Annotated in this window: 15 protein-coding genes; 6 read left to right on the top strand and 9 right to left on the bottom strand. The window is 64.6% G+C overall.

Annotation, left to right across the window (positions count from 1 at the left end; translation table 11 throughout):
* Nucleotides 1-139: 139 nt before the first annotated feature.
* From AC1DX6_RS30135 to hutI, 8 genes are all read right to left on the bottom strand, one after another.
* A complete protein-coding gene (locus AC1DX6_RS30135; protein WP_477320167.1) occupies nucleotides 140-892 on the bottom strand; it encodes a heme ABC transporter permease in 753 nt (250 codons plus the stop codon).
* Nucleotides 893-986: 94 nt separating this feature from the next.
* Nucleotides 987-2,768, bottom strand: a complete 1,782-nt coding sequence (locus AC1DX6_RS30130) for a glucan ABC transporter ATP-binding protein/ permease (RefSeq protein ID WP_477320165.1) — start codon at nucleotides 2,766-2,768, stop codon at nucleotides 987-989.
* A 458-nt stretch (nucleotides 2,769-3,226) separates the two neighbouring features.
* Nucleotides 3,227-11,803, bottom strand: a complete 8,577-nt coding sequence (locus tag AC1DX6_RS30125; protein WP_477320163.1) for a glycoside hydrolase family 94 protein — start codon at nucleotides 11,801-11,803, stop codon at nucleotides 3,227-3,229.
* 268 nt (nucleotides 11,804-12,071) lie between these two features.
* Nucleotides 12,072-12,659, bottom strand: a complete 588-nt coding sequence (locus AC1DX6_RS30120) for a HutD/Ves family protein (protein WP_477320161.1) — start codon at nucleotides 12,657-12,659, stop codon at nucleotides 12,072-12,074.
* Nucleotides 12,660-12,671: 12 nt separating this feature from the next.
* Entirely contained in the window at nucleotides 12,672-14,342 is a 1,671-nt protein-coding gene (gene hutU, locus AC1DX6_RS30115) for a urocanate hydratase (protein ID WP_477320159.1), read from the bottom strand.
* Nucleotides 14,343-14,376: 34 nt separating this feature from the next.
* Entirely contained in the window at nucleotides 14,377-15,192 is an 816-nt protein-coding gene (gene hutG / locus AC1DX6_RS30110; RefSeq protein WP_477320157.1) for an N-formylglutamate deformylase, read from the bottom strand.
* 67 nt (nucleotides 15,193-15,259) lie between these two features.
* Complete coding sequence (gene hutH / locus AC1DX6_RS30105) at nucleotides 15,260-16,795, bottom strand: histidine ammonia-lyase (RefSeq protein ID WP_477320155.1); 1,536 nt, start codon at nucleotides 16,793-16,795, stop codon at nucleotides 15,260-15,262.
* A complete protein-coding gene (gene hutI, locus AC1DX6_RS30100) occupies nucleotides 16,792-18,027 on the bottom strand; it encodes an imidazolonepropionase (RefSeq protein ID WP_477320153.1) in 1,236 nt (411 codons plus the stop codon). The genes hutH and hutI overlap by 4 nt, the downstream gene beginning before the upstream one ends.
* A gap of 98 nt (nucleotides 18,028-18,125) precedes the next feature.
* On the opposite strand from hutI, the gene AC1DX6_RS30095 reads away from it, so the two are divergent.
* Together AC1DX6_RS30095 and hutC are read left to right on the top strand one after the other, a co-directional pair.
* Nucleotides 18,126-19,478, top strand: a complete 1,353-nt coding sequence (locus tag AC1DX6_RS30095) for a formimidoylglutamate deiminase (protein ID WP_477320151.1) — start codon at nucleotides 18,126-18,128, stop codon at nucleotides 19,476-19,478.
* On the top strand, nucleotides 19,475-20,215 hold the full coding sequence (gene hutC, locus AC1DX6_RS30090; protein ID WP_477320149.1) for a histidine utilization repressor: 741 nt from the start codon (nucleotides 19,475-19,477) through the stop codon (nucleotides 20,213-20,215). Before AC1DX6_RS30095 ends, hutC begins: the two co-directional genes overlap by 4 nt.
* 140 nt (nucleotides 20,216-20,355) lie before the next feature.
* Here hutC and AC1DX6_RS30085 read toward each other — a convergent pair whose 3' ends face one another.
* The gene (locus AC1DX6_RS30085; protein ID WP_112392605.1) at nucleotides 20,356-20,700 is read right to left on the bottom strand and encodes a RidA family protein; all 345 of its coding nucleotides are present in this window, start codon (nucleotides 20,698-20,700) and stop codon (nucleotides 20,356-20,358) included.
* 222 nt (nucleotides 20,701-20,922) lie between these two features.
* Here AC1DX6_RS30085 and aztA point away from each other — a divergent pair, with 222 nt between their 5' ends.
* From aztA to AC1DX6_RS30065, 4 genes are all read left to right on the top strand, one after another.
* Nucleotides 20,923-21,747: a zinc ABC transporter ATP-binding protein AztA gene (gene aztA / locus AC1DX6_RS30080; protein ID WP_477320146.1), complete on the top strand. Its 825-nt coding sequence runs from the start codon at nucleotides 20,923-20,925 to the stop codon at nucleotides 21,745-21,747.
* Nucleotides 21,747-22,622 carry a zinc ABC transporter permease AztB gene (gene aztB / locus AC1DX6_RS30075; protein WP_477320144.1) on the top strand — a complete coding sequence of 292 codons (876 nt, stop codon included), beginning with the start codon at nucleotides 21,747-21,749 and terminating at the stop codon, nucleotides 22,620-22,622. The genes aztA and aztB overlap by 1 nt, the downstream gene beginning before the upstream one ends.
* A gap of 27 nt (nucleotides 22,623-22,649) precedes the next feature.
* Nucleotides 22,650-23,585 carry a zinc ABC transporter substrate-binding protein AztC gene (gene aztC, locus AC1DX6_RS30070; protein WP_477320142.1) on the top strand — a complete coding sequence of 312 codons (936 nt, stop codon included), beginning with the start codon at nucleotides 22,650-22,652 and terminating at the stop codon, nucleotides 23,583-23,585.
* Nucleotides 23,586-23,731: 146 nt separating this feature from the next.
* The gene (locus AC1DX6_RS30065) at nucleotides 23,732-24,070 is read left to right on the top strand and encodes a protein tyrosine phosphatase family protein (protein ID WP_477320140.1); all 339 of its coding nucleotides are present in this window, start codon (nucleotides 23,732-23,734) and stop codon (nucleotides 24,068-24,070) included.
* The last annotated feature ends 71 nt before the right edge of the window (nucleotides 24,071-24,141 follow it).

The following is a 24,141-nucleotide window of genomic DNA, read 5'->3' as shown; positions in this document are numbered from 1 at the left end:
GGGGGGAGATCGGCAGTTTCGCCAACGGCGCCTTCTCTTCAACGTTCGCGATTAGCGAAGCAATACGTGAAAGCCAATCTCCCCCCTTGAGGGGGAGATGTCCGGCAGGACAGGGGGGCGCGACGGAACGCGACCGAGGTCAGCTAGCCTGCCGTGCCGCAACCCGACGCATCGCAATCACCCGCCGGCGGCGTATTTCCGTGCGCATCGCCATCAGGTGCAGGGCGAAGAACAGCACGGTGAAGCCGACAGCCATCACCAGCAATGGCCACAGCAGGCTGGGGTCGATGGTCGGCCCGCCGAGGCGGAACACCGATGCCGGCTGATGCAGCGTGTTCCACCAGTCGACCGAGAATTTGATGATCGGAATGTTGATGAAGCCGACCAGGGTGATGATGGCGGCGGCCCAGGCGGCGCGGCTGGCGTCGTCGAGCGCGCGGGTCAGCGCGATGATGCCGAGATACATCAAAAAGAGGATGAAGACCGAGGTCAGCCGCGCGTCCCACACCCACCAGGTGCCCCACATCGGCTTGCCCCAGATCGAGCCGGTGATCAGCGCCAGTGCGGTGAAGACGGCGCCGATGGGTGCGGCGGATTTGAGCGCGACATCAGCCAGCGGGTGGCGCCAGACCAGCGTGCCAAGAGCGGAGATCGCCATCACGGTGTAGCACATCATGGCGAGCCAGGCGAAAGGCACGTGGATGTACATGATGCGCACGGTGATGCCCTGCTGGAAATCTTCCGGCGCCGTGAAGCTCATATAGAGCCCGACCGCCAGGACAATGGCGGCGATGGACGCCAGCCACGGCACGATCCTGTCGGCCAGTCCGACGAAGCGCGTCGGGTTGGCAAGATCCATCCAGCCTGCAAGGCGTGAAGTCGTGTCGCTCATGCGGCTCTACATAGACCGCTGCTGAGATTGGGGCAATCTGGAGTCGGTGTCGCAGGCTTTCCTTCTCCCACAAGGGGAGAAGGAAGAAGCGCCCTCAGGCGGCCTCGCCCTGCTGCTGCTGCACGGTGCGGCTGAGGCGGCGAACCTCCTCGTCGTTGAGCAGGCCGCCGGCGCGCAGCAGGCTGGCAAAGCGGCCGTTGCGGATCGACAGTTCGGCGAAACCGCCCATCTCGATCACCAGGCCCTTGTCCATGAACACGACCAGATCAGCGTCGCGAACAGTGGTCAGGCGGTGGGCGATGATGAAGGTGGTGCGGCCGCGGCGCAGTTCGTCGATCGCTTCCTTGACGCGGTCTTCGGTCTCGACGTCGAGCGCGCTGGTGGCTTCGTCGAGCACCAGGATCGGCGCGTCCTTGAGCACGGCGCGGGCAATGGCGATGCGCTGGCGCTCGCCGCCCGAAAGCTGCCCGCCGCGTTCGCCGACGACCGTGTCGTAGCCGGCGCTTTTCGACAGGATGAAATCCTGCGCGGCTGCGGCGTTGGCGGCGGCGTGCACCTCGTCATAGGTCGCCTCGGCGCGGCCGACGCGGATGTTGTCCTCGATCGAGCGGTTGAGCAGGCCGGCGTCCTGGAACACGGTGGCGATCGAATGGCGCAGCGACTTGCGGGTCACCGTGCGGGTGTCGACGCCGTCGATCAGGATACGGCCGCTGGACGGCGTGAAGACGCGCTGCAAAAGATTGATGAGCGTGGTCTTGCCGGCGCCGGTCGGGCCGACGATGGCGACCGTCTGTCCGGCCTGGACCTCGAACGACACGTCCACGACGCCCTGCCCCGAATTCGCGAATTCGAAACCGACAGCTTCAAAGCGGACATGACCGGTGACATTGGCGAGATCACGCAAGCCATCGGGCTCGGCGGATTCGGCGGCGGAGTCCTCGAGCTGATAGAACTCCTCCAGCTTGGCCCTGGCTTCGGAAATCTGGTTGGCGAATGCCGACATCTGGTCGAGGCGGGCGATCAGCAGCGTGGCAAAGCCGGTAAAGGCGATGACGTCGCCGATGCGCAACTGGCCATTCATCACCAGATAGGAGCCGATCAACAGCACGATCATCATCGAAATGGTCGACGACAGGCGATGCAGCGCATTGGCCATCGCCCACCAGTCGAGCACCGGATTCTGCGCATCGAGCAGGTTCTTGACATAAAGCTTCAGCGCTTCGGTCTCGTGGCCGATGCGGTTGTAGCTCTGCAGCACGGCGACGTTGCTGACCGAATCGGTGACATGCGCGAACACCTGGTGATAGTGCCGCTCGACGGCCGCCTGGCCTTCCTTGGTGCGGCGCATCACCAGCCGGCCGATGCCGACATAGAGTACGCCGAGGCCCAGGAGCACCAGCGACATGCGCAGATCCATGCTGATCGCGGTCGGCACCAGCAGAACCAGGGCGACGGCGGTGGACAGGTGCTGGCGCATGAATTCGAGCCACAGGCTGAACAGGGTCTCGACGGCGCGCAGCAGCGTGTGCAGCGCGTTGGAGGTGCCGCGCTGATGATGCCAGGCAAGCGGCATGGTGATCACGCGCTCGAACGACTGGCAAAGCACCTCGCTGCGGCGCTTGTGGGCAAAGCGGTCGGCGCCACGCGCCACCAGCACGAAGGCGACGATGTTGAAGGCGCCGAGGCCGGCCCACATCGCCAGCGTCTGGAAGACGGAGCCGCGTTCCGAGATGGCACCGATCACCCGTCCGAACATGATCGGCTCAAGGATGGCGATGGCTGCGAGAGCGACATTCGCGCCGCAGATCAGCGCGACGCGCTTCCTGTCGGCAGCGAGATAACCCAGCGCTCTCCAGTAGATTTGCAGAAGGGACACTTCAGCTTACTCCGCCCAAACATTCATTGTGCACTGCACCATTTCTTGACACGTATCGGTTAACGCGTCGCAAAACAATGCCCCTCTACCCCTTCCGTTCCCAATTCGCGAACAAAAGATGGCTACGGTGCGAAATCTCGCGTGATCACCTAACGGTTTGAGATAAAAGGTGAAATGCCAGCCTTGCGGCAAAATCATGGCAGCGGACTGGCCCTGCCACAATTTTAATCAGCAAGCGATTGCGCGGGTCCCCGAAGGCCTCGGGCGGCTTGCCGAGGATTGTCGTGGGCCAAGTAAAAGCGATGAATGCCGCACCGCCCCGGGATACTCCAAGCCATTGAAACTACACGCCATGGCTTCCCCGACGAAGGTCAGATGGGGAAAAGTCGGTGCCGATTTCGAATGGATACTATGGCGCGCCCCAAAAAGGGGCGCGCGGCGCTCTGGAATGCGGCGCTTTAGGCCGGAATCCTGACGACCACCTCGGCCTTGTCACCGGCCTTGGGCTCGAAAGACGAGGTTTTTGTCTTCACCCCGTTCACTTCGAGCGAGATAGCCTTGGCTTTTTTGTCGCGGACGACGCGAAGCTTGATTTCGGCGCCCAACATCTTCAGCGTCGCCGAATAGCCATCCCAATGTCCCGGCAGTTTCGGCCTGAACTGGATGCTCTGACCGCGCCGTTCGATGCCGAGGATGCTTTCGACCGCAGCCCGGTACAGCCAGCCGGCAGAGCCGGTGTACCAGGTCCAGCCGCCACGGCCGCCCTTGCCTTCGCCGGCATAGATGTCGGCGGCGACGACATAGGGCTCGACCCGATAATGCTCTGCCGCGCCCTCATCCAGGGCGTGGTTGACCGGGTTGAGCATCGAGAAACAGCGATAGGCGTCGTCGGTGCGCCCCATTTCGGCGAGCGCGATGACGAACCAAGTCGCCGCGTGGGTGTACTGGCCGCCATTCTCGCGGACGCCCGGCGGATAGCTCTTGATGTAGCCCGGATCCTTCTCCGTTTTGGAGAATGGCGGTGTGAACAGCTTGACGATCTTGAGCTCGTCGTCGACGAGCATCTTGGTCGCCTGCTGCATGGCCGTGGTCGAGCGCGCCGGATCGCCCTCGCCCGAAAGCACGCTCCACGACTGGGCGATCGAGTCGATCTTGCACTCGTCGGAATCGTGCGACCCAAGCGGCGTGCCGTCGTCGAAGCTGCCGCGGCGATACCATTGCCCGTCCCACGCGGTGCTTTCCAGCGCCCGCTTCAGCACGTCGGCATGCCTGGTCCAGGCCTGCCCCCGCTTGCTGTCGCCTTGCGTTTTGGCGACAGCGGCAAAGTCGCCCAGCGTCTTCAACAGGAACCAGCCCAGCCAGACGCTCTCGCCCTTGCCCTGTTCGCCTACGCGGTTCATGCCGTCGTTCCAGTCGCCGCCAAGGATCAGCGGCAGCCCGGCAGGGCTGCTGCGCTTGACGGCAAGGTCGAGCGCGCGCGCGCAATGGTCATAGAGCGAGGCGGTGGTCTTGGAGATTTCCGGCGTGAAGAAGGCATCGTGCTCGCCCTCACCCAGCACCTGCCCGTCGATGAAGGGCAATTGCTCCTTCAGGATCGCGGTGTCGCCGGTCACCAGCAGATAGCGTGCGGTGGCATGCGCCAGCCAGACCACATCGTCCGAGATCATGGTGCGGACGCCAGCGTCGGTGCGCGGCAGCCACCAATGCTGCACGTCGCCCTCGGGGAATTGCCGGCGCGCCGCGTTGAGGATTTGGTCGCGCGCCAGTTTCGGATCATGCGCCAGCAGGGCCAGCGTGTCCTGCAGCTGGTCGCGGAAGCCGAAGGCGCCACTTGCCTGGTAGAAGGCGGAGCGGGCGCGGATGCGGCAGGCAAGGCTCTGATAGGGCAGCCAGTGGTTGACCATGGCATCGAGTGCCCTGTCCGGCGTCTCGACCTGGATGGTGTCGAGGAAGCCGCGCCACTCGCGCTCGTTGTCGGCCAGCCGTTGATCGAAATCCTTGCCGCGATGGGTCTGCACCAGGGCACTGGCCTCGTCGGGGGACGCAGCGTCGCCGAGCAGCCAAAGCAATGTCACGTCGCCGCCGGCGGGGATGTCGACGTCACGTGCGATGGCGGCACAAGGATCGTCGCCAGCCTCGACCCGGCCCGACAGGGCAGCGCCGCTTAGCACGGCGTGCGGAAGTTCGGCGGTGCCTTGCCTGCCGATGAACTCGCCACGGTCGGATGTCACCGACTGCACGGCGCCGTCGGCGGCCAGGAAGGCCACCCGTTCGGCAAAATCGAGCCCGTAGGGATTTTGCGCCAGCAGCGCGCCGGTGGCGGCATCCCTTGACGAAACGATGGTGGCCGCCGTTCGCGACCGATGGCCGCCAAGCACCCATTCGGCATAGGCATAGATGCGCAGCCGCGCCGGCACCGAACCGGCATTCTGGATGCGCAGCCGCGTGATTTTCACCGGATCGAGTGGATCCACGACATGGGTCAGGTCCATCGACAGCGGCCCGCGCCTGGAGCGGAAGGTCGAAAAGCCCTGGCCGTGCCATGTTTCATAGGTCATGGCCGGATCGCGCACCACGGCGGCCGTCGGCGAGAACGCCCGGCCGCTGGCGTGGTCGTAGATGTAGATGCCCTCGCCCGGCCGGTTTGAGACCGGGTCGTTCGACCACGGCGTCAATTGATAGTCGCGGCTGTTGCGGCTCCAGGTGAAGGCGGCGCCCTCGGCCGAAACATGGAACCCGAACGAGGCGTTGGAAACGACGTTGATCCATGGCTGCGGCGTCGTGCGCCGGCCAGCAAGGCGCGTGACATAGTGACGTCCGTCGCCTTCGAAGCCGCCAAACCCGTTCCACAGGCTGAGGCCACTGCCGTCGGCGCTGCTTTCGACCGGAGCATGAAACGCCGTCGCGCTCGGCACCGGCAAGGACGGTTCGCGAAGGGCTGCCGTAGCCGGCGGCTGCAGGGCGTCGCGCGCCTGCAGCGCTGCCGCCTCGGCGCGCTCGATCTGGTCGAAGATGGTGCCGTTGCGCGTGTGCAGCACGACGCGGGCGACGGCCAGCAAGGTCTTGTAGGTCGCCTCGTCCATCAGGTCGCGGCGCACGGCGAAGATGTGCTGGCGCGGCCCGAGTTCCTTGCCGCGCAGGCGGCTGTTTTCGCACAGCGTCTCGACGGCACGCTGCAGGTCCTGAACGTAGGACGAAGCCTGCTCGTTGACGACGACGAAGTCGATCATCATGCCGCGGGCGCGCATATACTCCTGGAAACGAAGCGCCTGGGCGACGATCTCCAGATCGGCGACGTCGCCGATCCTGACCAGGAAGATCGGAAAATCGCCGGAGATGCTGGTCGGCCACAGGCTGGACTGCTTGCCTAGCCCCGAGGCGATGGATTCCGCGGGAAGGCGCAGGAACGGATCCGGATAGATCAGGTAGCGCGCCAGCTTCTGCACATTGGCGGCGTCGGTCAGGCTGAGGCCGAGATGGCGTGTCTGCACCTGGCTGCGGGTCCAGGCGAGCATCGCCTGGCGGGCGAAGCTTTCCGGATGATCGAGCCGCGCGACGGCTTCGTCGAGTTCGGCACGGTTGGCGCCGACGACGGTCCAGAAGGTCAGCGAGATCTTCTTGTTGGCGGGAACGCGCACTTGCCGGCGCAGCGAAGCGACCGGGTCGAGCGTGAAGCCGGAATGGCCGCCAAGCTTGGCGCCCGGGTCGAAGGCAGCGGCGTCGGCGATGGTGCGGCCGCGGCCGATGAAGGCGCGGCGATCGGTTTCCGCTTCGGCATCGCGCGCCGACCCGGACGGATCGGTGACGAAATGCACCGCGGTGACATCGGGCTCGTTCTTGTCGCGCTTGCGCCGGGTGGCGAAGATCGCCGCGTTGTTGGCCGCGATCTCGGTTTCGACGAACATCTTGGAAAAGGCCGGATGCGCGTTGTCCGATGTGTCGGAGCCCAGCACCAGCTCAGCAAAGGAGGTCACTTCGATATGCCGGTCGGCCGGGCCGTCGTTGAAGAGCGTGACCCGCCGTCCCTCGCCATTGCCTTCCGAGATGACGATGCATTCGACCTCGGAACGCAGCGATCCCACCGATTTGACGAAACTCGCCTTGTCGTCGGAGAACAGCGTCTGCACCTTCTCGTCGATTGCCCGCTTCGGCTCCGATGTGGCCGACCACCAGTCGCCGGTGCCGGCGTCCCGCAGGAAGATATAGGAGCCAAGCCGGTCTTCGGTCGGGTCCGGCTGCCAGCGGGTGACGGCAAGTTCGCCCAAGCGGCTGTAGCCGGAGCCGGTGGCGGTGACCATGACCGAATAGCGGCCATTGGACATGACGCTGGTCGAACGCAGCGCCTTGGCCGGATCGAGGATGATGCGGGAATCCGGGCTCTCGAGCTCGGTCTCGTCCTTCGAGCGCTCGTCGGCCTCGGTCCTGACCGTGGCGGTCGGGATGTCGCGCGGCGCCCTCTCCTGCAGCAGCAATTCGGCGGACTCGATCACCGGATCGCTGTGGAAGCGGTCGCGCAGGCGGCCTTCGAAGATGGCGTTGGCAACGGCGGCGATCGACATGCCCGAGTGGTGGGCCATGTAGTTCAAGACGACGGCATGGTCGGTGCCCTCGGGCACGCGCTGCGGCGTGAAATCGACGGCGTCGTAATAGCCGTGCCGGCCAAGGGCGCCGATCGCCTTCAGCCTGGCCAGGTTCTGGACGGATTCGCGCGGCGTGAACTGCGCCGCCAGCACGGTCGCGTAAGGCGCGATCACCGTGTTCTGGCCAAGGCCGCGCTTCAGGCCGAGGCCGGGCACGCCGAAATTGGTGTACTGGTAGGTCAGCTCGCGATCGCGGGCGTTGTAGGCGGCTTCCGAAATGCCCCACGGCACGTTCTTCGACCGGGCATACTGGATCTGGCGCTTGATGATCAGCTTGCTGGTCTGGTTGAGGATCGAGCCTTGCGGCTCCTTCATCACCAGCGGCGGCATCAGATACTCGAACATCGAGCCGGACCAGGACATCAGCGCGCCCTGGAAACCGATCTCGACGATCGGCCGGCCAAGCCGGAACCAGTGCTCCGTCGGCAGGTCGCCCTTGGCGATGGCAAACAGGCTGGTCAGCCGCGCCTCGGAGGCGAGCAGGTCGTAGCAGCTTTCGTCGAGCTGGTGTTCCTCGACGCGGTAGCCGATCGACAGCAGCTTGCGCTCCTGCCGCATCAGGAAGGCGAATTCCATCTCGAAGGCGAAGCGGCGCGTGCGCTCGCGCAACGCCAGCAGCTTGGCGCGCAAGGCTTCGACCGCGTTTTCGTCGCTATGCGAATCGTGGACGTGCGCCTCGCAGGTCGCCTCCAGCCTCGCCGCCCAGTCGGCGATGACGTCGCTGCGCGGCGATGCAGCCTCGGTGTGGATGGCGGTGGCGAGCTTGCGGATCTCGCCGGCCAGCACCGCCAGGTTGATGGTACGGATCGACGCCATTTCCGGCTGCGCCTTGATCGTCATCACCGCGCGCCGCATGCCGTCGAGGCGGTCGGCGAGCCGCTGGCGCAACGGCCTGAGCTGGCGGCGGTCGTCGGGCAGTTCCTCGAGGCTCTCGTCGAGGATCGTCACCGTGTCGAGGACGCCCTCGAAATCGCCTTGCAGATGCACGGACGGCGCTTCCGCCCATTCGGCGCAGGCGGCGGCCACCGCCACCAGATGTCCGGCGAGATTGCCGCTGTCGACGGCCGAGATATAGAGCGGATAGAGTGGCTTCAGCGTCGTCGTGTCATACCAGTTGAAGAGATGGCCGCGGTTGCGCGGCATGCTCTCGATGGTTGTCATCGTCGCATCGATTCGGGTGATGGCGTCGGACAGGCTGATCCAGCCGAAATCGCGCGCCGAAACCACTGACAGCAGGTAGACGCCGATATTGGTCGGCGACGTGCGCGGCGCCACCACCGGTGCCGGGCTTTCCTGGAAATTGTCCGGCGGCAGATTGTGATGTTCTGCCGTCACGAAGGTTTCGAAATAGTGCCAGGTGCGCCGCGCAACGGTGCGCAGCGTATGAACATCGGCCGCCGATATGCGCAGCTGGTCCTCGGTTTCGGCGGAACGGCTGATCCATGCGGCGATGGCCGGCGAGCCGATCCAGAACAGGGCGAAGAAAAAGGCGACGAAGGCGCCGGTGGAATCGGCCAGCACCGGTATGGCGAGACCGACGAAGCCGATGATCACGGCGCCATACATCATGCCGTAATAGGAGCCGATATCGTTGTCGCCGCTCTTGTGCGCCTGCGACGCGGTGCGCCATTCAAGCAGGTTCTGACGGCTGACGAACAGGCGGTAAAGCGTGCGGATGATGGCATCGCCCATCATCCAGGCGTTGTGCGCCATCAGCACGATCTTCAGCGCCACCATGGCGGTGCCGAAGGCGACATCGCGCGCCAGAGCGGAAAAATGGCCGCGCGCCGTCTGGTCGCCGCTCTTAGGCAGGATGGCGTTGACGATGTCGAAGGTCGGCGCCATGAACAGGCTGAGGATCAGCAGTGCCTGCCATTGCGCGGCCTGCGTGAACGGCAGCAGCGTCCAGCCGGCGATCGCCGCCATCACCCAGAAGATCGGCGTCAGCGAGCGGCGCAGATTATCGACCATCTTCCAGCGCGACAGTGCCGGCACGTCCGAGCGCGGGTCGAGGATGAAACCGAGAAGCTGCCAGTCGCCACGTGCCCAGCGATGGTGACGCGACGCGTCGACCGAATAGCGGGTCGGATAATCCTCGACCAGTTCGACGTCGGTGACCAAAGCCGAGCGCGCCAGCGCGCCTTCGAGCAGGTCGTGGCTGAGGATGGTGTTTTCCTCGATACGGCCTTTCAGCGCCGCCTCGAAGGCGTCGATGTGATAGAGGCCCTTGCCGGTGAAGGAGCCGTCACCGAAGACGTCCTGGTAGAGATCCGACACGGCAAAGACGTAAGGGTCGAGACCGCGATTGGCCGAGAAGACACGCTGGAAGAACGAGGCGTCGTCGCCGCTGGTCAGTGACGCCGTAATGCGCGGCTGCAGGATGGTGTAGCCGGCGGTCACGACGCGCTTGGTTGCATCGAAATGCGGACGGTTGAGCGGGTGGCAGAGCTTGCCGACCAGCGTGGCAACGGCGTCGCGTGTGGTGCGGGTATCGGCGTCCAGCGTCATGACGTGGACGACGTTTTCCGGCAACGGCACGCCGGGCGGAAGGAATGTCGTGTCGCTGTCGCCGCGCAGCAGCAGGTCAAGTTCGTGCAGCTTGCCGCGCTTGCGCTCCCAGCCCATCCAGCACCCTTGAGCGGCATTGTAGAGCCGGCGGCGGTGCAGGACGTAGAAGCGCGGCGCGCCCTCTGTGGGGTAGCGGGCGTTCAGCCGGGCGATCTCGTCGCGGGCGAATTGCAGGATCTCGACGTCGGCCGCATCGATCTCGGTTTTCGAGTCCGGCCAGTCCGAAAGCAGCGCGAAATGGATTTCGTCCGCAGTGTTGGCGAGATGATGCACTTCGATGTTGCGGATGCTTTCCTCGACATCGTCGCGCGAGCCTATCAGCGACGGCACCACCACCATCGTACGCGCTTCGGCCGGCACGCCATGCTTGTAGTCATAGCCGATGAGCCGCGTCGGCTTCAGGAACAGCGACACGACGGTGTTGAAGAAGGCGAGCGCGCCTTCGCTCGCCGGCACGGCAAACAGCACAAGCATGAGGACGATCGACGGCACCGACAGGCCGAGATTGGCCAGCGCGTTGCCGGAAAGGACGAGAAGCAGGGCCGTCAATGCAAACACCGGCACGACAATGCCGAGCCAGCCGGTCTTGCGGAATGCCCGCTTGATCTTCTCGCTGATGGTCGGCCGGTAGCCGATCGACTTCTCCAGCTCCAACCGGCGCGGGCCGACGAGGAAGAAGCCGACGTCAGCCTGGGCAATTGGATCGGGCTGGGCGGCGTCAGTGCTCGCGGTTTCGCTCGGAGCGGCGTGGCCGGCGAGTTCGATTGCCCGTTCGGCGACACGAAATTCCGACAGGTCGGAGCGGCGCGCCAGTTGCTCGATCGAGGTCCGGTACTGGTCGCGCGAGAAGAAATCGAGCGCGGCGAAATCGGTGCGCTCGCGCAAGACCGTGTCGATGCGGCTGACGCCTTCGAACCACACTGTCCAGTCGACGTCATTGATGAGCCGCAGGCCGCGGATGATGTTGCCGGTGGTGACATTGCCGCTGGACAGCGTGTGATGCTCACCGATGATGATTTCCTCGGCGTCGGAGCCGGTCTTCTCGAGCTCGCCCTCCAGCCATTCCAGCGCCCGGCCGGCATTCTGCGATCCGTCGCGCAGGCGGTAGAGCAACTGGGTGGCAAAGGTGGTGTCCTGCGCATGGGCGCCGTAATTCGCAAGGATCGCCTGGCGGTCGGCGCTGTCATCGGTCGCCAGGACGCGGTCGGCGACCTCATTGGCGATCTGGCGCATCTGCCGGGTGCGATTGACGCGCACCGCGATGCGGCGAAGGTTTTCGATGAGGACGAAGCGCAGCAGCGACGGCAGCGCCCAGAGTTCGCCGATCTTCAGCGGCTCGATGGACTGAAAACCCTCGACGATCGACTTGAACATGGTCGCCGAGACGGAACTGTCGGAATGCGCGACATAGGTCCAGGCCAGCGCCAGCGCGCGCGGCACGACGGTGGTTTCTGACAGTTTCAGGGTCGGCAACTGGCGGTAGAAACGGCGCGGCAGGTCGCGCTTGACCTGGAAAATGGTTTCCTCGACCAGATAATTGTTGTCGAGCAGCCATTGCGCCGCCGGCGTGATGGTTTCGCCGCGCGCCTGCGCGGCATTGGTCGAGCGGTAGACTTCGAGAATCTTCTTGGCGCTGTCGCGGATGCGGGCCTGGAAGTCGAACGGCGTCAAGCCGAACAGATCCGTAAGGTCGCCCTTGGCAAGGCTGACGCCCAGCGTGCGCAGACGATCCTCCGGCAGGAAGTTGGAGCGGATCGGCTCTTCGGTGATGGCCGGGAACTTGGCGCTCGTCTTTTCGATCTGGGCCGGATTCGTCTGAATATTCATTGAAAATTCCGCATGAGGGGACGCAGTGCGGCGTCACCGCCACGGCAATGTCCCTAAAACCGTTTCAAATGCAATTGGTTGCATCGCAACACTTGGCCGAAAGTTTGTCTCCGCACCGCGACAGGGCGTCATCTCTCGACAACTCTAGGACGAGCGCCCCACGCTCCCGTCCGCATTTGATCGACGGAAGGATTCAGGCTTTTTCGTGATCCGGCCAACAGCTTACGCTATATTTTGCCAGCGTCGCGATCATGTTTGGCAACAGGCGTTAATCGTTGCCGGAAACACGCTCGATGCGGATGACGAACAGGGTCGTCTCCCCCGCCGGCTCCAGGCGCAATTTCCCGGCGCCGGGCTCGAGCAGCAGCGCGTCGAGCGGCTCGATGCGGGCGGGTGCTGCGCCAGCCACCGTGACGTCACTGTCCAGAGACAGGACAAGGGTGATATCGGCCGCCGGCTGAACCCCGGTTGGGGCGGAAATCATCAGGCGTTCGACCGTGTGGGTCATCCGCCCGCGGCGGGTCATGACGTTGAGATCGGTGATCGGACCTCCGATCAGCGCGGCTGACGTTTGCACATCGGCCGGAAAGGCAAGCGGGGCGGACGCTTTGGTCAGTTCAGCCGGTGGCTGGCCGGCGATATCGAGGACAATCCCCTCGCCTTCCAGCACGGCCAGCGTGCGGTCGACGCCGGCAAAACCGGAGAACGGACCGCTACTGGCGACGCGCGCCATCGAGACGCGCCAGTCGAAATCGTCGAGGCCGGAGCCATCAGGCGAAACGGTGATTTCGGTGGTCGTGCCGCCGCCATTCTTCCACGGCATGACGCGGTAGGAGGCGGCACGAAGGATGCGCATCGTTTCTGCCAATCAGCCGAGAATGCCGGGAAGATTGAGCTGGTGCTCTTTCGCGCAGGCAATGGCGATGTCGTAGCCGGCATCGGCGTGGCGCATGACGCCGGTCGCCGGGTCGTTCCACAGCACACGCTCCAGGCGCCTTGCGGCATCCGGCGTGCCGTCGGCAACGATGACCATGCCAGAATGCTGCGAAAAGCCCATGCCGACGCCGCCGCCGTGGTGCAGCGACACCCAGGTGGCGCCCGATGCGGTGTTCAGCAGCGCGTTGAGCAGCGGCCAGTCGGACACCGCATCAGAGCCATCCTTCATCGATTCCGTCTCGCGGTTCGGCGAGGCGACCGAGCCGGAATCGAGGTGATCGCGGCCGATGACCACCGGCGCCTTGAGCTCACCCTTGGCCACCATTTCGTTGAAGGCGAGGCCAAGCCGGTGGCGGTCGCCGAGGCCGACCCAGCAGATGCGCGCCGGCAGTCCCTGGAACGCGATGCGCTCACGCGCCATGTCGAGCCAGTTGTGCAAATGGGTGTTGCCCGGCGTCAGTTCGCGCACCTTGGCGTCGGTCTTGTAGATGTCTTCCGGATCGCCCGAGAGTGCTGCCCAGCGGAACGGACCGATGCCGCGGCAAAACAGCGGCCGGATATAGGCCGGCACAAAGCCCGGGAAGGCAAAGGCGTTTTCGAAACCTTCGTCCTTGGCCACCTGGCGGATGTTGTTGCCGTAGTCGAGCGTCGGCACGCCGGCGTTCCAGAACGCCACCATCGCCTCGACATGCTCGCGCATCGACGCACGCGCCGCCTTTTCAACCGCCTTTGGATCGGAGACGCGCTTCTCGCGCCACTCAGCCATCGTCCAGCCCTTGGGCAGATAGCCGTTGATGGGGTCGTGGGCCGAAGTCTGATCGGTGACCATATCGGGGCGAATGCCGCGCCTGAACATTTCCGGCACGATCTCGGCAGCATTGCCGAGCAGGCCGACCGACTTCGCCTCGCCGGCCTTGGTCCAGCGCTCGATCATTTCCATCGCTTCGTCCAGCGTCTCGGCCTTCTCGTCGACATAGCGGGTGCGCAGGCGGAAATCGATCGAGTCCGGATTGCATTCGATGGCCAGGCAGCAGGCGCCGGCCATTACAGCGGCCAGGGGCTGGGCGCCGCCCATGCCGCCGAGACCGCCGGTCAGGATCCATTTGCCCTTGAGGTTGCCGTTGTAGTGTTGGCGGCCGGCTTCGACGAAGGTCTCGTAGGTGCCCTGCACGATGCCTTGCGTACCGATATAGATCCAGGAGCCGGCCGTCATCTGGCCGTACATCATCAGGCCCTTCTTATCGAGCTCGTTGAATTTATCCCAGGTTGCCCAGTGGGGTACGATGTTGGAGTTGGCGATCAGCACACGCGGCGCATCGGTGTGCGTCCGGAACACGCCAACCGGCTTGCCGGACTGCACCAGCAGCGTCTCGTCCTCATTGAGGGTCTTCAGCGAGGCGACGATGCTGTCGAAATCGTTCCAGGTGCGCGCGGCACGGCCGATGCCGCCATAGACGACGAGCTCGTTGGGGTTTTCGGCGACCTCTGGGTCGAGATTGTTCATAAGCATGCGCAGCGGCGCTTCTGTCGTCCAGTATTTGGCGTTGAGCTTGTCGCCGCGCGGGCTGCGGACTTCACGAATGTTGTGGCGAGGATCGTTCATGTCGTTCCCTTTCGAATGAGATGTGTGGCGCCAGTCAGCGCTCAGCCCATGAAATCGCGTTTTCCAGGATTTTCTTCAGCGTCGCGCGGATCGGCGCTGCGAAGCTGGCGTCGTAGGACACCGGCCAGTTGTCCGGCGCGCCCTTCTCGTCGGGCTCGCGCATGTAGCCGCGGTTGGAAAGCTCCATCTGCAGCGCATGGACGCCGTTCTGCGGCTGGCCGAAATGGCGCGTAATCCAACCGCCCTTGAACCGGCCGTTGACCACCCATGTCTGACCGGTTGCGGCCATGATCCCGGCGACCTTTTCCTGCAGCGCCGGATCGGCGCTCTTGCCGTCATTGGTGCCGAGGTTGAAGACCGGCAACGTGCCCTCGAACAGGCGAGGCAGCACCGAGCGGATCGAGTGGCAGTCGTAGAGAACGATCCTTTCGTGCAGGCTGCGCAGCCGATCGATCTCGGCCTGCAAGGCGGCATGGTAGGGCACGAAATATGTTTCGCGACGGCGGTCGATCTCGGACGGCGTCGGTTCCTCACCCATGCGGTAGAGCGGGTCGCCGTCGAAGGTCTCGGTCGGGCATAGCCCGGTCGTGGCCTGGCCGGGATAGAGCGAGACGCCGGACGGATCGCGGTTGACGTCGATCACCGTGCGCGAGATGGCGGTATGCACGACAGTCGCGCCGAGGTCGGCCGCGAAGTCATAGAGATTGTCGATCCACCAGTCGCAGTCGCGACGGCCGAGCCAGGGCGAGACCAGCCGGTTTTCAATGCCGGCGAGGTCGATGCCGGTGTGCGGGATCGACACCAGCAAAGGTGCGGTGCCGCGGGTGACGGTGAGCCAGGGCGCGGTCATGAGAGTTTCCCCGACGCCGGCGCTCTACGGCGGCGCGAAGGATCGCGACCTATGGCTGCATTCAATATCACGACGCAATCCCCGGCAGCGCCACGGCATTTGCAGCCTTCACCGCCGCGCCGCTGCGCACCATCGCGATGGCCTTTTCCATGTCAGGATGGAAATGCCGGTCATTGTCGAGATGCGGCACCTCGGCCCGAACCAGCTTGCGCACGGCCTCGAGCGCCTCGCTCGACGGCAGTGGCAGGTGGAAATCGCAGCCTTGCGCCGCGGCCAGCAATTCGATGCCGATGACGGCCGTCGCATTCTCGACCATGCCAATCAGCCGGCGCGCGCCGTGCGCCGCCATCGAGACATGGTCCTCCTGGTTGGCCGAGGTCGGGATGGAATCGACGCTAGCCGGATAGGCCTTCTGCTTGTTCTCGGAGACGAGGGCCGCCGCCGTCACTTGCGGGATCATGAAGCCGGAATTCAAACCCGGCTTCGGGGTCAAAAAAGCCGGCATGCCGGAGAGCGCCGGGTCGACCAGCATGGCGATGCGCCGCTCCGACAACGAGCCGATCTCACAGACGGCGAGCGCGATCATGTCGGCGGCAAAGGCCACCGGCTCGGCGTGGAAATTGCCGCCGGAAAGCGCGGTGTCGTCCTCGGCGAAGATCAGCGGATTGTCGGTGACGCCATTGGCCTCGGTGCCGAGCGTGTCGGCGGCCTGGCGCAGCACGCTGAGGGCTGCACCCATCACCTGCGGCTGGCAGCGCAGGCAGTATGGGTCCTGCACGCGCTCGTCACCGACTCGGTGCGATTCACGGATGGCGCTGCCCGCCATCAGATTGCGCAGCGCTGCCGCCGTCTCGATCTGTCCGGGGTGTTTCCTGAGGAGATGGATGCGCGGGTCGAATGGCGCGTCCGAGCCTTTCGCGGCATCGGTCGACAGGGCGCCGGCGACCAATGCTGACTGGTAGAGCACCTCGGCCTCAAACAGGGCAGCCAGCGCATAGGCGGTCGAAAACTGCGTGCCGTTGAGCAGCGCCAGGCCTTCCTTGGCGCCGAGCGTCACCGGCTCCAGCCCGTGCGAGACGAAGGCGACTTTGGCCGGGAAGCGGCCATGCGGGGTAAAGCATTCGCCAACGCCAATCATCACTGCCGTCATGTGCGACAGCGGCGCGAGGTCGCCGGAAGCACCGACCGAGCCTTGCGCCGGCACCACCGGGATGACGTCGTTGGCCAGCATCGCTTCCAGGAGTTCGATGGTTTCGGGCCGCACACCAGAGGCGCCCTGCGCCAGGCTGGCAAGCTTCAGCGCCATCATCAACCTGGTAACAGCAACCGGCATCGGCTCGCCGACACCGGCGGCATGCGACAGCACGATGTTGCGCTGCAGGGTTTCGAGGTCGGCGGCGGGAATGCGGACGCTGGCCAATTTGCCGAAGCCGGTGTTGATGCCATAGACCGGCTCACCCTTGGCGACGATGCGGGCCACCGCCTCCGCACTGGCCTTGATCTTGGGACGGCAAGCGTCGTCCAGCTTCGGTACGGCGCCACGATAGATGGCGCGCCATTCGGCCAGCGTTGCGTTGCCGGGCTTGAGCGTCAGTTCGGTCATTGTCCTCTCCAGATGCGGGCATGCAGCGGGTTGAAGCCCATGCGGTAGACGAGTTCGGCCGGGCGCTCGATGTTCCAGATCGCCAAGTCGGCGGATTTTCCAGCCTCGAGCGTGCCGGTTTCTCCCAGCAGACCGAGTGCACGAGCGGCCTCGCGGGTGACGCCGGCGAGGCATTCGTCGACGGTCAGGCCAAACAGGGTCGCCGCCATGTTCATGGTCAAAAGCAGCGAGGTCAGCGGCGAGGTGCCGGGGTTGTTGTCGGTGGCGACCGCCATTTTGACGCCGTGCTGGCGGAACAGGCCGACAGGCGGCTTCTTGGTCTCGCGGATGAAGTAATAGGCGCCGGGCAGGATCGTCGCCACGGTTCCGGCCTTGGCCATCGCCGCAGCACCCGCCTCGTCGGTGTATTCGAGATGATCGGCCGACAGCGCGCCATAGCGTGCGGCAAGTTCGGCGCCGTGCAGGTTGGAGAGTTGGTCGGCGTGAAGCTTGACCGGGAGGCCCGCTGCCTTCGCCGCATCGAAGACCCGCGCCATCTGCTCCGGCGAAAAGGCGATGCCCTCGCAGAAGCCGTCGACCGCGTCGGCCAGACCTTCAGCGGCGACCGCCGGAAGAATCGCCTTTGCCACCAGATCGATAAAGGCGTCCTTGTCGCCTTTGGCTTCCGGCGGCAGCGCATGGGCGCCGAGGAAGGTCGTGCGCACCGTCACCGAGCGCGCTTTGCCCAGTTGCCGCGCGGCACGCAGCGATTTTGTCTCGTTTTCGAGGTCGAGCCCGTAGCCTGACTTTATTTCGACCGTAGTCACGCCTTCGGCCATCAGTGCATCGAGGCGCGGCAGCGATTGCGCGACCAGTTCGGCCTCGCTGGCGGCGCGCAGCGCCTTGACCGAGGAGACGATGCCGCCGCCGGCCCTGGCGACCTCTTCATAGGTGGCGCCGGCCAGCCGCATCTCGAATTCATTGGCGCGGTTGCCGGCATGGACGAGATGAGTGTGGCAATCGATCAGGCCAGGCGTGATCCAGCGGCCTTCGCAATCTACCGTCGCAGCGCCCTTGCCAAGTTCTGCCGGCATGTCGGCTTCCGAACCGGCATAGACGATCACGCCGTCGCGGGCGGCGATCGCGCCCTTTTCGACGATGCCGAGGCCGGCAGCATTTTCGGCCATGGTTACCAGGCGCGCATTGCGCCAGATGCGAATCGCCCCTGCCCGGCCTTTGATTTCTGCAGCCATCATCTTTTCCGTTTGATTGGATGACGATTATGTATATACATATTGAAACGCACTGCAAGTGCTATCATCGCATGAGACACAGAGAACCGGAGAGAAAAGTGACGGCGATCTTTGCGGAACAGGCGCTCCTGCCTGACGGCTGGCATGACAAGGTACGGATCGTCGTCACTGATGGTGGGATCACCGCGGTCAAGCCGGGCTCCTCGCCGCAGGCGGGCGACGAGCGGCACGCCATTGTCCTCCCCGGCATGCCGAACCTGCACAGCCACGCCTTCCAGCGCGGCATGGCCGGCCTTGCCGAATTGCGCGGCCCCTCGGCCGACAGTTTCTGGAGCTGGCGCGAGGTGATGTACCGTTTCGCGCTGTCAATGACGCCAGACCAGGTGGAGGCGGTCGCCGCCCAACTCTATGTCGAGATGCTGGAGGCCGGCTTTTCGCGCGTCGGCGAATTTCACTATCTCCACCACGACCGCGATGGAAAGCCCTATGCCAACATCGCCGAGATGGCCGAGCGCATTGCCGCTGCCGCATCCGAAACCGGCATCGGCCTGACGCTGCTGCCGGTGTTCTACGCGCATTCGTCCTTCGGCGGTGCTGCCCCAAATGAAGGCCAGCGCCGATTCATCAACGATGTGAATCGCTTCGGACGACTGCTTGAGAAAGCCCGCGAATCCGTTCGCGCGTTGAATCACGCTGTCGTCGGTGTCGCCCCTCACAGTTTGCGCGCCGCGACGCCCGAGGAACTCACTGCCGTGACCGCGATGGCGCCCCATGGGCCGATCCACATCCACGTCGCCGAGCAGGTAAAAGAAGTCGAGGATTGCCTGGCCTGGTCCGGCGCACGACCGGTCGAATGGTTGCTCGCCAACGCCAAAATCGACCAGCGCTGGTGCTTCATCCACGCCACCCATATGACCGACGCGGAAACGACTGGCATGGCCAGGAGCGGCGCCATCGCCGGCCTCTGCCCGATCACCGAGGCCAATCTCGGCGACGGCACCTTTGCAGCACCTTTGTTCACGCAGCATCGCGGCCGCTTCGGTATCGGCTCGGATTCCAACGTGCTGATCGGCCTGCCCGACGAATTGCGGCAGCTCGAATATTCGCAGCGTCTCGCGCATCGCGCCCGCAACGTTCTGGCGGTGGCCGGCGGCTCGACCGGGCGTGCGCTGTTCGATGCGGCACTCGATGGCGGCAGTGTAGCGCTTGGCGCCGGTCCGTCGCAGATCGCTGCCGGTGCCCCAGCTGATTTCGTGTCACTCGATGGCAACCACCCCTCCCTCACCGGCAAGACCGGTGATGCCGTGCTCGACGCCTGGATTTTTGCCAATGGCAGCAAGGTCGATTGCGTCTGGGTGCATGGGAAAAAGCAGGTCAGCGGCGGCAGGCATGCAAGGCGCGATGCCGTTGCCACGCGTTTTCGCAAGGTGATGGCGGACCTGGCGGCATGAGCATGATCGCGACAGTGGATGCGGAGGGCGGCGGCTCGCTGCACCAGCGCATCCTGTCCGACATCAGCGAAAAAATCCTGTCCGGCGCCTGGGCGCCCGGCCACCGCATCCCGTTCGAGCACGAACTGACGGCCGAGTACAATTGCTCACGCATGACGGTGAACAAAGCGCTGTCGCAACTGGCCAAGGCCGGACTGATCGAGCGGCGGCGGCGCTCCGGCAGTTTTGTCCGCCAGCCGCAGTCGCAGGCCGCGGTGCTGGAGATCCACGACATCAGGATCGAGGTCGAGGCGCTCGGTCTACCCTACCGCTACGAGCGGGTTGTGCGGTTGAAACGGCGCAGCAGCACCGATGATCGCAGCTTGCTGGAACTCGGCGCCGCCGGGCCGGTGCTGGCGCTGGAGTGCCGGCATTTCGCCGGCAAGCGGCCGTTCGCCCATGAACAGCGGCTGATCAACCTGACCGCCGTGCCTGAAGCAGCCGACGAGGAATTTTTGGCCACCGCACCCGGCCCGTGGCTGATCGGCCGCGTGCCGTGGAGTGCCGCCGAACACCGCATCCGCGCCATTGCCGCCGACAAGCACATTGCGGCGGCGCTGGATATAGAAGCCGGCGCGCCGTGCCTGGTGGTCGAGCGCAGAACATGGAGCGCCGAGCACCCGGTGACCCATGTGCGCTTCACCTACGCTGCCGAGAGCCACACGCTGGTGGCAAGGTTCACGCCTTCGCAGGGGTAGTTTCTTACCCTCCCCCTTGTGGGGAGGGTCGGCTCGCAGTCGGAGCGAAGCGGAGATTGCGAGACGGGGTGGGGGCGCGGCGCCGACCCCCACCCCGCTGCTTCGCAGCGACCCTCCCCACAAGGGGGAGGGTAAAAGCCTCAGATCGCCGCTGTAACGATAATCTCGACGGTGTATTCCGGGCCGGCAAGCTTGGCCTCGCCGGTGGCGCGGGCGGGCGTGTTGCCCTGCGGCACCCACTTGTCCCATTCCTTGTTCATCTCGGCGAAGGTGCCCATGTCGGCCAGCCAGATGATCGCCTGCAGGATCTTGGTCTTGTCGGTGCCGGCCTTGGCCAGCAATTCGTCGATGGAAGCCAGGATCGACTTGGTCTGCTCGCCAACGCTCGCGCCGGGGGTGCCGACCTGACCGGCGAGATAGACGGTGTTGCCGTGGATGACGATCTGGCTCATGCGCGGGCCAACATCGATGCGACGAATGCTCATGGGATGTTTCCTTCCTTTGTGGTTGCGCCTCTTTAGAGTCGCCGCCGGCTTGGGGCAAGATCGGCCGCGCGAATCCTTTTGAGCCAACGCGTCTTCAAAAAGGGCACACGGCAAGTTGACCGTTGCGCCGTAATTCCGCCGGATTGGCTTGTTGACTAATGTAATAACATCACATATCGACATCGCAGCCCGCATGATGGGCCGCCGCCCCACGGACCGCCGATGACCAATGCCTGCCTGACCTTCCGCGACCTGACGCTCGGCTATGGCAGCCATCCGGCGATCCACCATCTCGACGGCACGATCCGTAAGGGTTCGCTGACCGCCGTCGTCGGCGCCAACGGCTCGGGCAAGTCGACGCTGATGAAGGGCATTGTCGGGGTGCTGAAGCCGATGGCCGGTTCGGTGATCCGCGCGCCCGGCGTGCGCGCCGCCTATCTGCCGCAGCAGTCGGAGCTCGACCGCTCCTTCCCCGCCCGGGTCGTCGACCTTGTATCACTCGGGCTGTGGCCAAAGCGCGGCCTGCTCGGCCGCTACACCAGGGAAGACCGCGACGCCGTCAGCCAGGCGCTGATGGCCGTCGGGCTCGGTGGATTCGAGAAGCGACCGATCGACACGCTGTCGGGTGGCCAGTTGCAGCGCACGCTGTTTGCCCGCGTGCTGTTGCAGGATGCCGATTTGATCCTGCTCGACGAACCGTTCAACGCCGTCGACAGCAAGACCGTCGGCGACCTGATCGCGCTGATCAAGCGCTGGCATGGCGAGGAACGCACCATCATGGTCGTCGTCCACGACCTCGATCTTGTGCGGCAGAATTTCCCCGAAACGCTGCTTTTGGCCCGCCAGCCGATCGCCTGGGGCGAAACGAGGGAAACGCTGCGGCCGGAAAACCTGCTGCGCGCCCGCCGCTTCCATGAAGCCTGGGAGGAAAACGCGCCGTGGTGCGAGCCGGACGGCCATGACCACGCGCATGATCACAGCGGCCACGATCATGCCCATGGGCACGACCATGACCATCATCACGGCTCCGGGCCGAGGGCTGCCTGATGGACATGCTCTACGGATTTTTCATCGCGCCCTTCGCCGATTTCGGCTTCATGCAGCGGGCGCTGTTCGGTTCACTGATGCTGTCGCTCGGCGCCTGCCCAGTTGGCGTGTTCCTGATGCTGCGGCGCATGAGCCTGTCCGGCGATGCGATGGCCCACGCCATCCTGCCGGGCGCCGCCGCCGGTTTTCTGCTCTATGGCCTCGAAATCCTGCCGATGACCATTGGCGGCCTGATTGCCGGCATCATCGTCGCGCTCGGCGCCGGCGCCGTCTCGCGTTTCACCATCCAGCGCGAAGACGCCTCGATGGCGGCCTTCTACCTGATTTCGCTCGCCATCGGCGTGCTGATGGTGTCGATCCGCGGCTCCAGCGTCGATCTCATGCATGTGCTGTTCGGCACCGTTCTGGCGCTCAACAATGAAGCGCTGACGCTGATCGGCGGCATTGTGCTGGTCACGCTGGTCAGCCTTGCCATCTTCTGGCGCGCTCTCGTCGCCGAATGTCTCGACCCGCTGTTCCTTCGCTCAGTCAGCCGGCTCGGCAGCCCGGTGCATTTCATCTTCCTCGGCCTCGTCGTGCTCAATCTCGTCGGCGGCTTTCAGGCGCTCGGTACGCTTCTCTCGGTCGGGTTGATGATGCTGCCCGCCGCCGCCGCCCGCTTCTGGACGACGCGCGTCGAGCCGATGTGCGTGCTGGCGGTGCTGATCGGCTTTGCCTCCTGCATCGCCGGGTTGCTGTTGTCGTATCACGCCTCGCTGCCATCCGGCCCGGCCATCATCCTGTCCGCCGGTGTCGTCTATCTCGCCTCGATCCTGTTCGGCACGCGCGGCATTTTGCGCGCCCGCATCGTCCACCACCGTCACAGAACGGCCTGATCCCCCCGCCCCTTAGGAGAATTGTCCATGCTGAAATCGATCCGCGCTGCTTTGGCGATGAGCGTTATAACATTAACTGCCTTTGGCGCCTCGTCGGCCTTCGCGGCACCCTTGAAGGTGGTCGCCAGCTTCACCGTCATTGCCGATTTCGCCAAAAATGTCGGCGGCGACCGGGTCAACATCACCACCATCGTCGGGCCGGATGGCGACGCCCATGTCTACGAACCGAGCCCGGCCGACGCGGTGGCCATGGCCGGAGCCGATCTGGTGCTGGTCAACGGCCTGCATTTCGAAGGCTTCCTGCAGCGCCTGGTCGATGCCAGCGCCACCAAGGCCTCGATCGTCACCTTGACCAAGGGCGTGACGCCGATCGACTTCAAGCCGGAATTCGCTGACGCGGACGCGGCCGAAGGTACCGGCGGTGGCAAGACGGTCACCGATCCGCATGCCTTCCAGTCGATCGCCAATGCGAAGATCTATGTGAAGAACATCGCCGAGGCCTTTTGCGCCGCCGATTCCGCAGGCTGCGTCAGCTACCAGACCAATGCCGCCGCCTACACCAAGAAGCTCGATGCGGTCGAAGGCGAAGTGAAAGCGGCGATCGCCTCGATCCCTGAGGAAAAGCGCGTCGTCATCACCTCGCATGACGCTTTTGGCTATTTCGAGCACGCATACGGCCTGACCTTCCTTGCCCCGCAAGGCGTGTCGACCGACTCCGAGCCCTCGGCCGCCGACGTCGCCAAGCTGGTCAACCAGGTCAAACAGGACAAGGCCGCGGCGATCTTCGTCGAGAACATCACCAACCCGCGGCTGATCGAGCAGATCGCCAGCGAGACCGGCATCAAGGTCGGCGGCACGCTGTATTCGGATGCGCTGTCGCAGCCCGACGGCCCGGCCGCGACCTATATCGACATGATGCACAACAACATCGCCCAGATCAAAGGCGCCATCCTCGGCAGCTGATTAATACTCGCCATCCAGCCGGGCCAGCCCGGCTGGATTTTCCGGCGGAAATGTCTATCTGCAAGGTGGGATTTCTTTCTGCGCGGTTGCCGATCCCGTCAGGGAGTGGCAAGACTCCCGCCAAACCAGATTGCGAGGATGCCGCCATGGAATATCGTGAGATCAGCGAGGACTATTCTGTCTCGGGCCAGATCCAGCCCGAAGACGTCGCCGCCATCAAGGAAGCCGGCTTCAAGAGCGTCATCTGCAACCGGCCCGACAACGAGCAGCCTGGCCAGCCCTCGGCCGACACGCTCAAGGCAGCGGTCGAAGCCGCAGGCCTCGCCTTCCGCTACATCCCTGTCATCAGCGGCCAGATCACCGCCGAGAATGTCGAGGACCAGGCCGAGGCGCTCGACGAACTCGACGGCCCGGTGTTCGCCTATTGCCGCTCCGGAGCGCGCTGCACCAATCTCTATGGGCTGATCCAGCAGTCGAAGGGGTGAAGGCTTAGTTCGATTGGCGAGAGCCAATTCCATAAGTTGGCGTTCCGTCGCGCCCCCCTCTGTCCTGCCGG

This window comes from Mesorhizobium sp. P2_C4 (assembly GCF_056404575.1).
Note: the sequence above shows the minus strand (reverse complement) of the source record. Positions and strands in the feature narration are given on the sequence as shown.

Bases quoted from the DNA above. Each gene is read 5' to 3' on its own strand.
- AC1DX6_RS30135 (WP_477320167.1), bottom strand. From the start codon at position 892: ATGAGCGACACGACTTCACGCCTTGCAGGCTGGATGGATCTTGCCAAC.
- AC1DX6_RS30125 (WP_477320163.1), bottom strand. From the start codon at position 11,803: ATGAATATTCAGACGAATCCGGCCCAGATCGAAAAGACGAGCGCCAAG.
- AC1DX6_RS30120 (WP_477320161.1), bottom strand. From the start codon at position 12,659: ATGCGCATCCTTCGTGCCGCCTCCTACCGCGTCATGCCGTGGAAGAAT.
- hutU (WP_477320159.1), bottom strand. From the start codon at position 14,342: ATGAACGATCCTCGCCACAACATTCGTGAAGTCCGCAGCCCGCGCGGC.
- hutG (WP_477320157.1), bottom strand. From the start codon at position 15,192: ATGACCGCGCCCTGGCTCACCGTCACCCGCGGCACCGCACCTTTGCTG.
- hutH (WP_477320155.1), bottom strand. From the start codon at position 16,795: ATGACCGAACTGACGCTCAAGCCCGGCAACGCAACGCTGGCCGAATGG.
- hutI (WP_477320153.1), bottom strand. From the start codon at position 18,027: ATGGCTGCAGAAATCAAAGGCCGGGCAGGGGCGATTCGCATCTGGCGC.
- hutC (WP_477320149.1), top strand. From the start codon at position 19,475: ATGAGCATGATCGCGACAGTGGATGCGGAGGGCGGCGGCTCGCTGCAC.
- AC1DX6_RS30085 (WP_112392605.1), bottom strand. From the start codon at position 20,700: ATGAGCATTCGTCGCATCGATGTTGGCCCGCGCATGAGCCAGATCGTC.
- aztA (WP_477320146.1), top strand. From the start codon at position 20,923: ATGACCAATGCCTGCCTGACCTTCCGCGACCTGACGCTCGGCTATGGC.
- aztB (WP_477320144.1), top strand. From the start codon at position 21,747: ATGGACATGCTCTACGGATTTTTCATCGCGCCCTTCGCCGATTTCGGC.
- aztC (WP_477320142.1), top strand. From the start codon at position 22,650: ATGCTGAAATCGATCCGCGCTGCTTTGGCGATGAGCGTTATAACATTA.
- AC1DX6_RS30065 (WP_477320140.1), top strand. From the start codon at position 23,732: ATGGAATATCGTGAGATCAGCGAGGACTATTCTGTCTCGGGCCAGATC.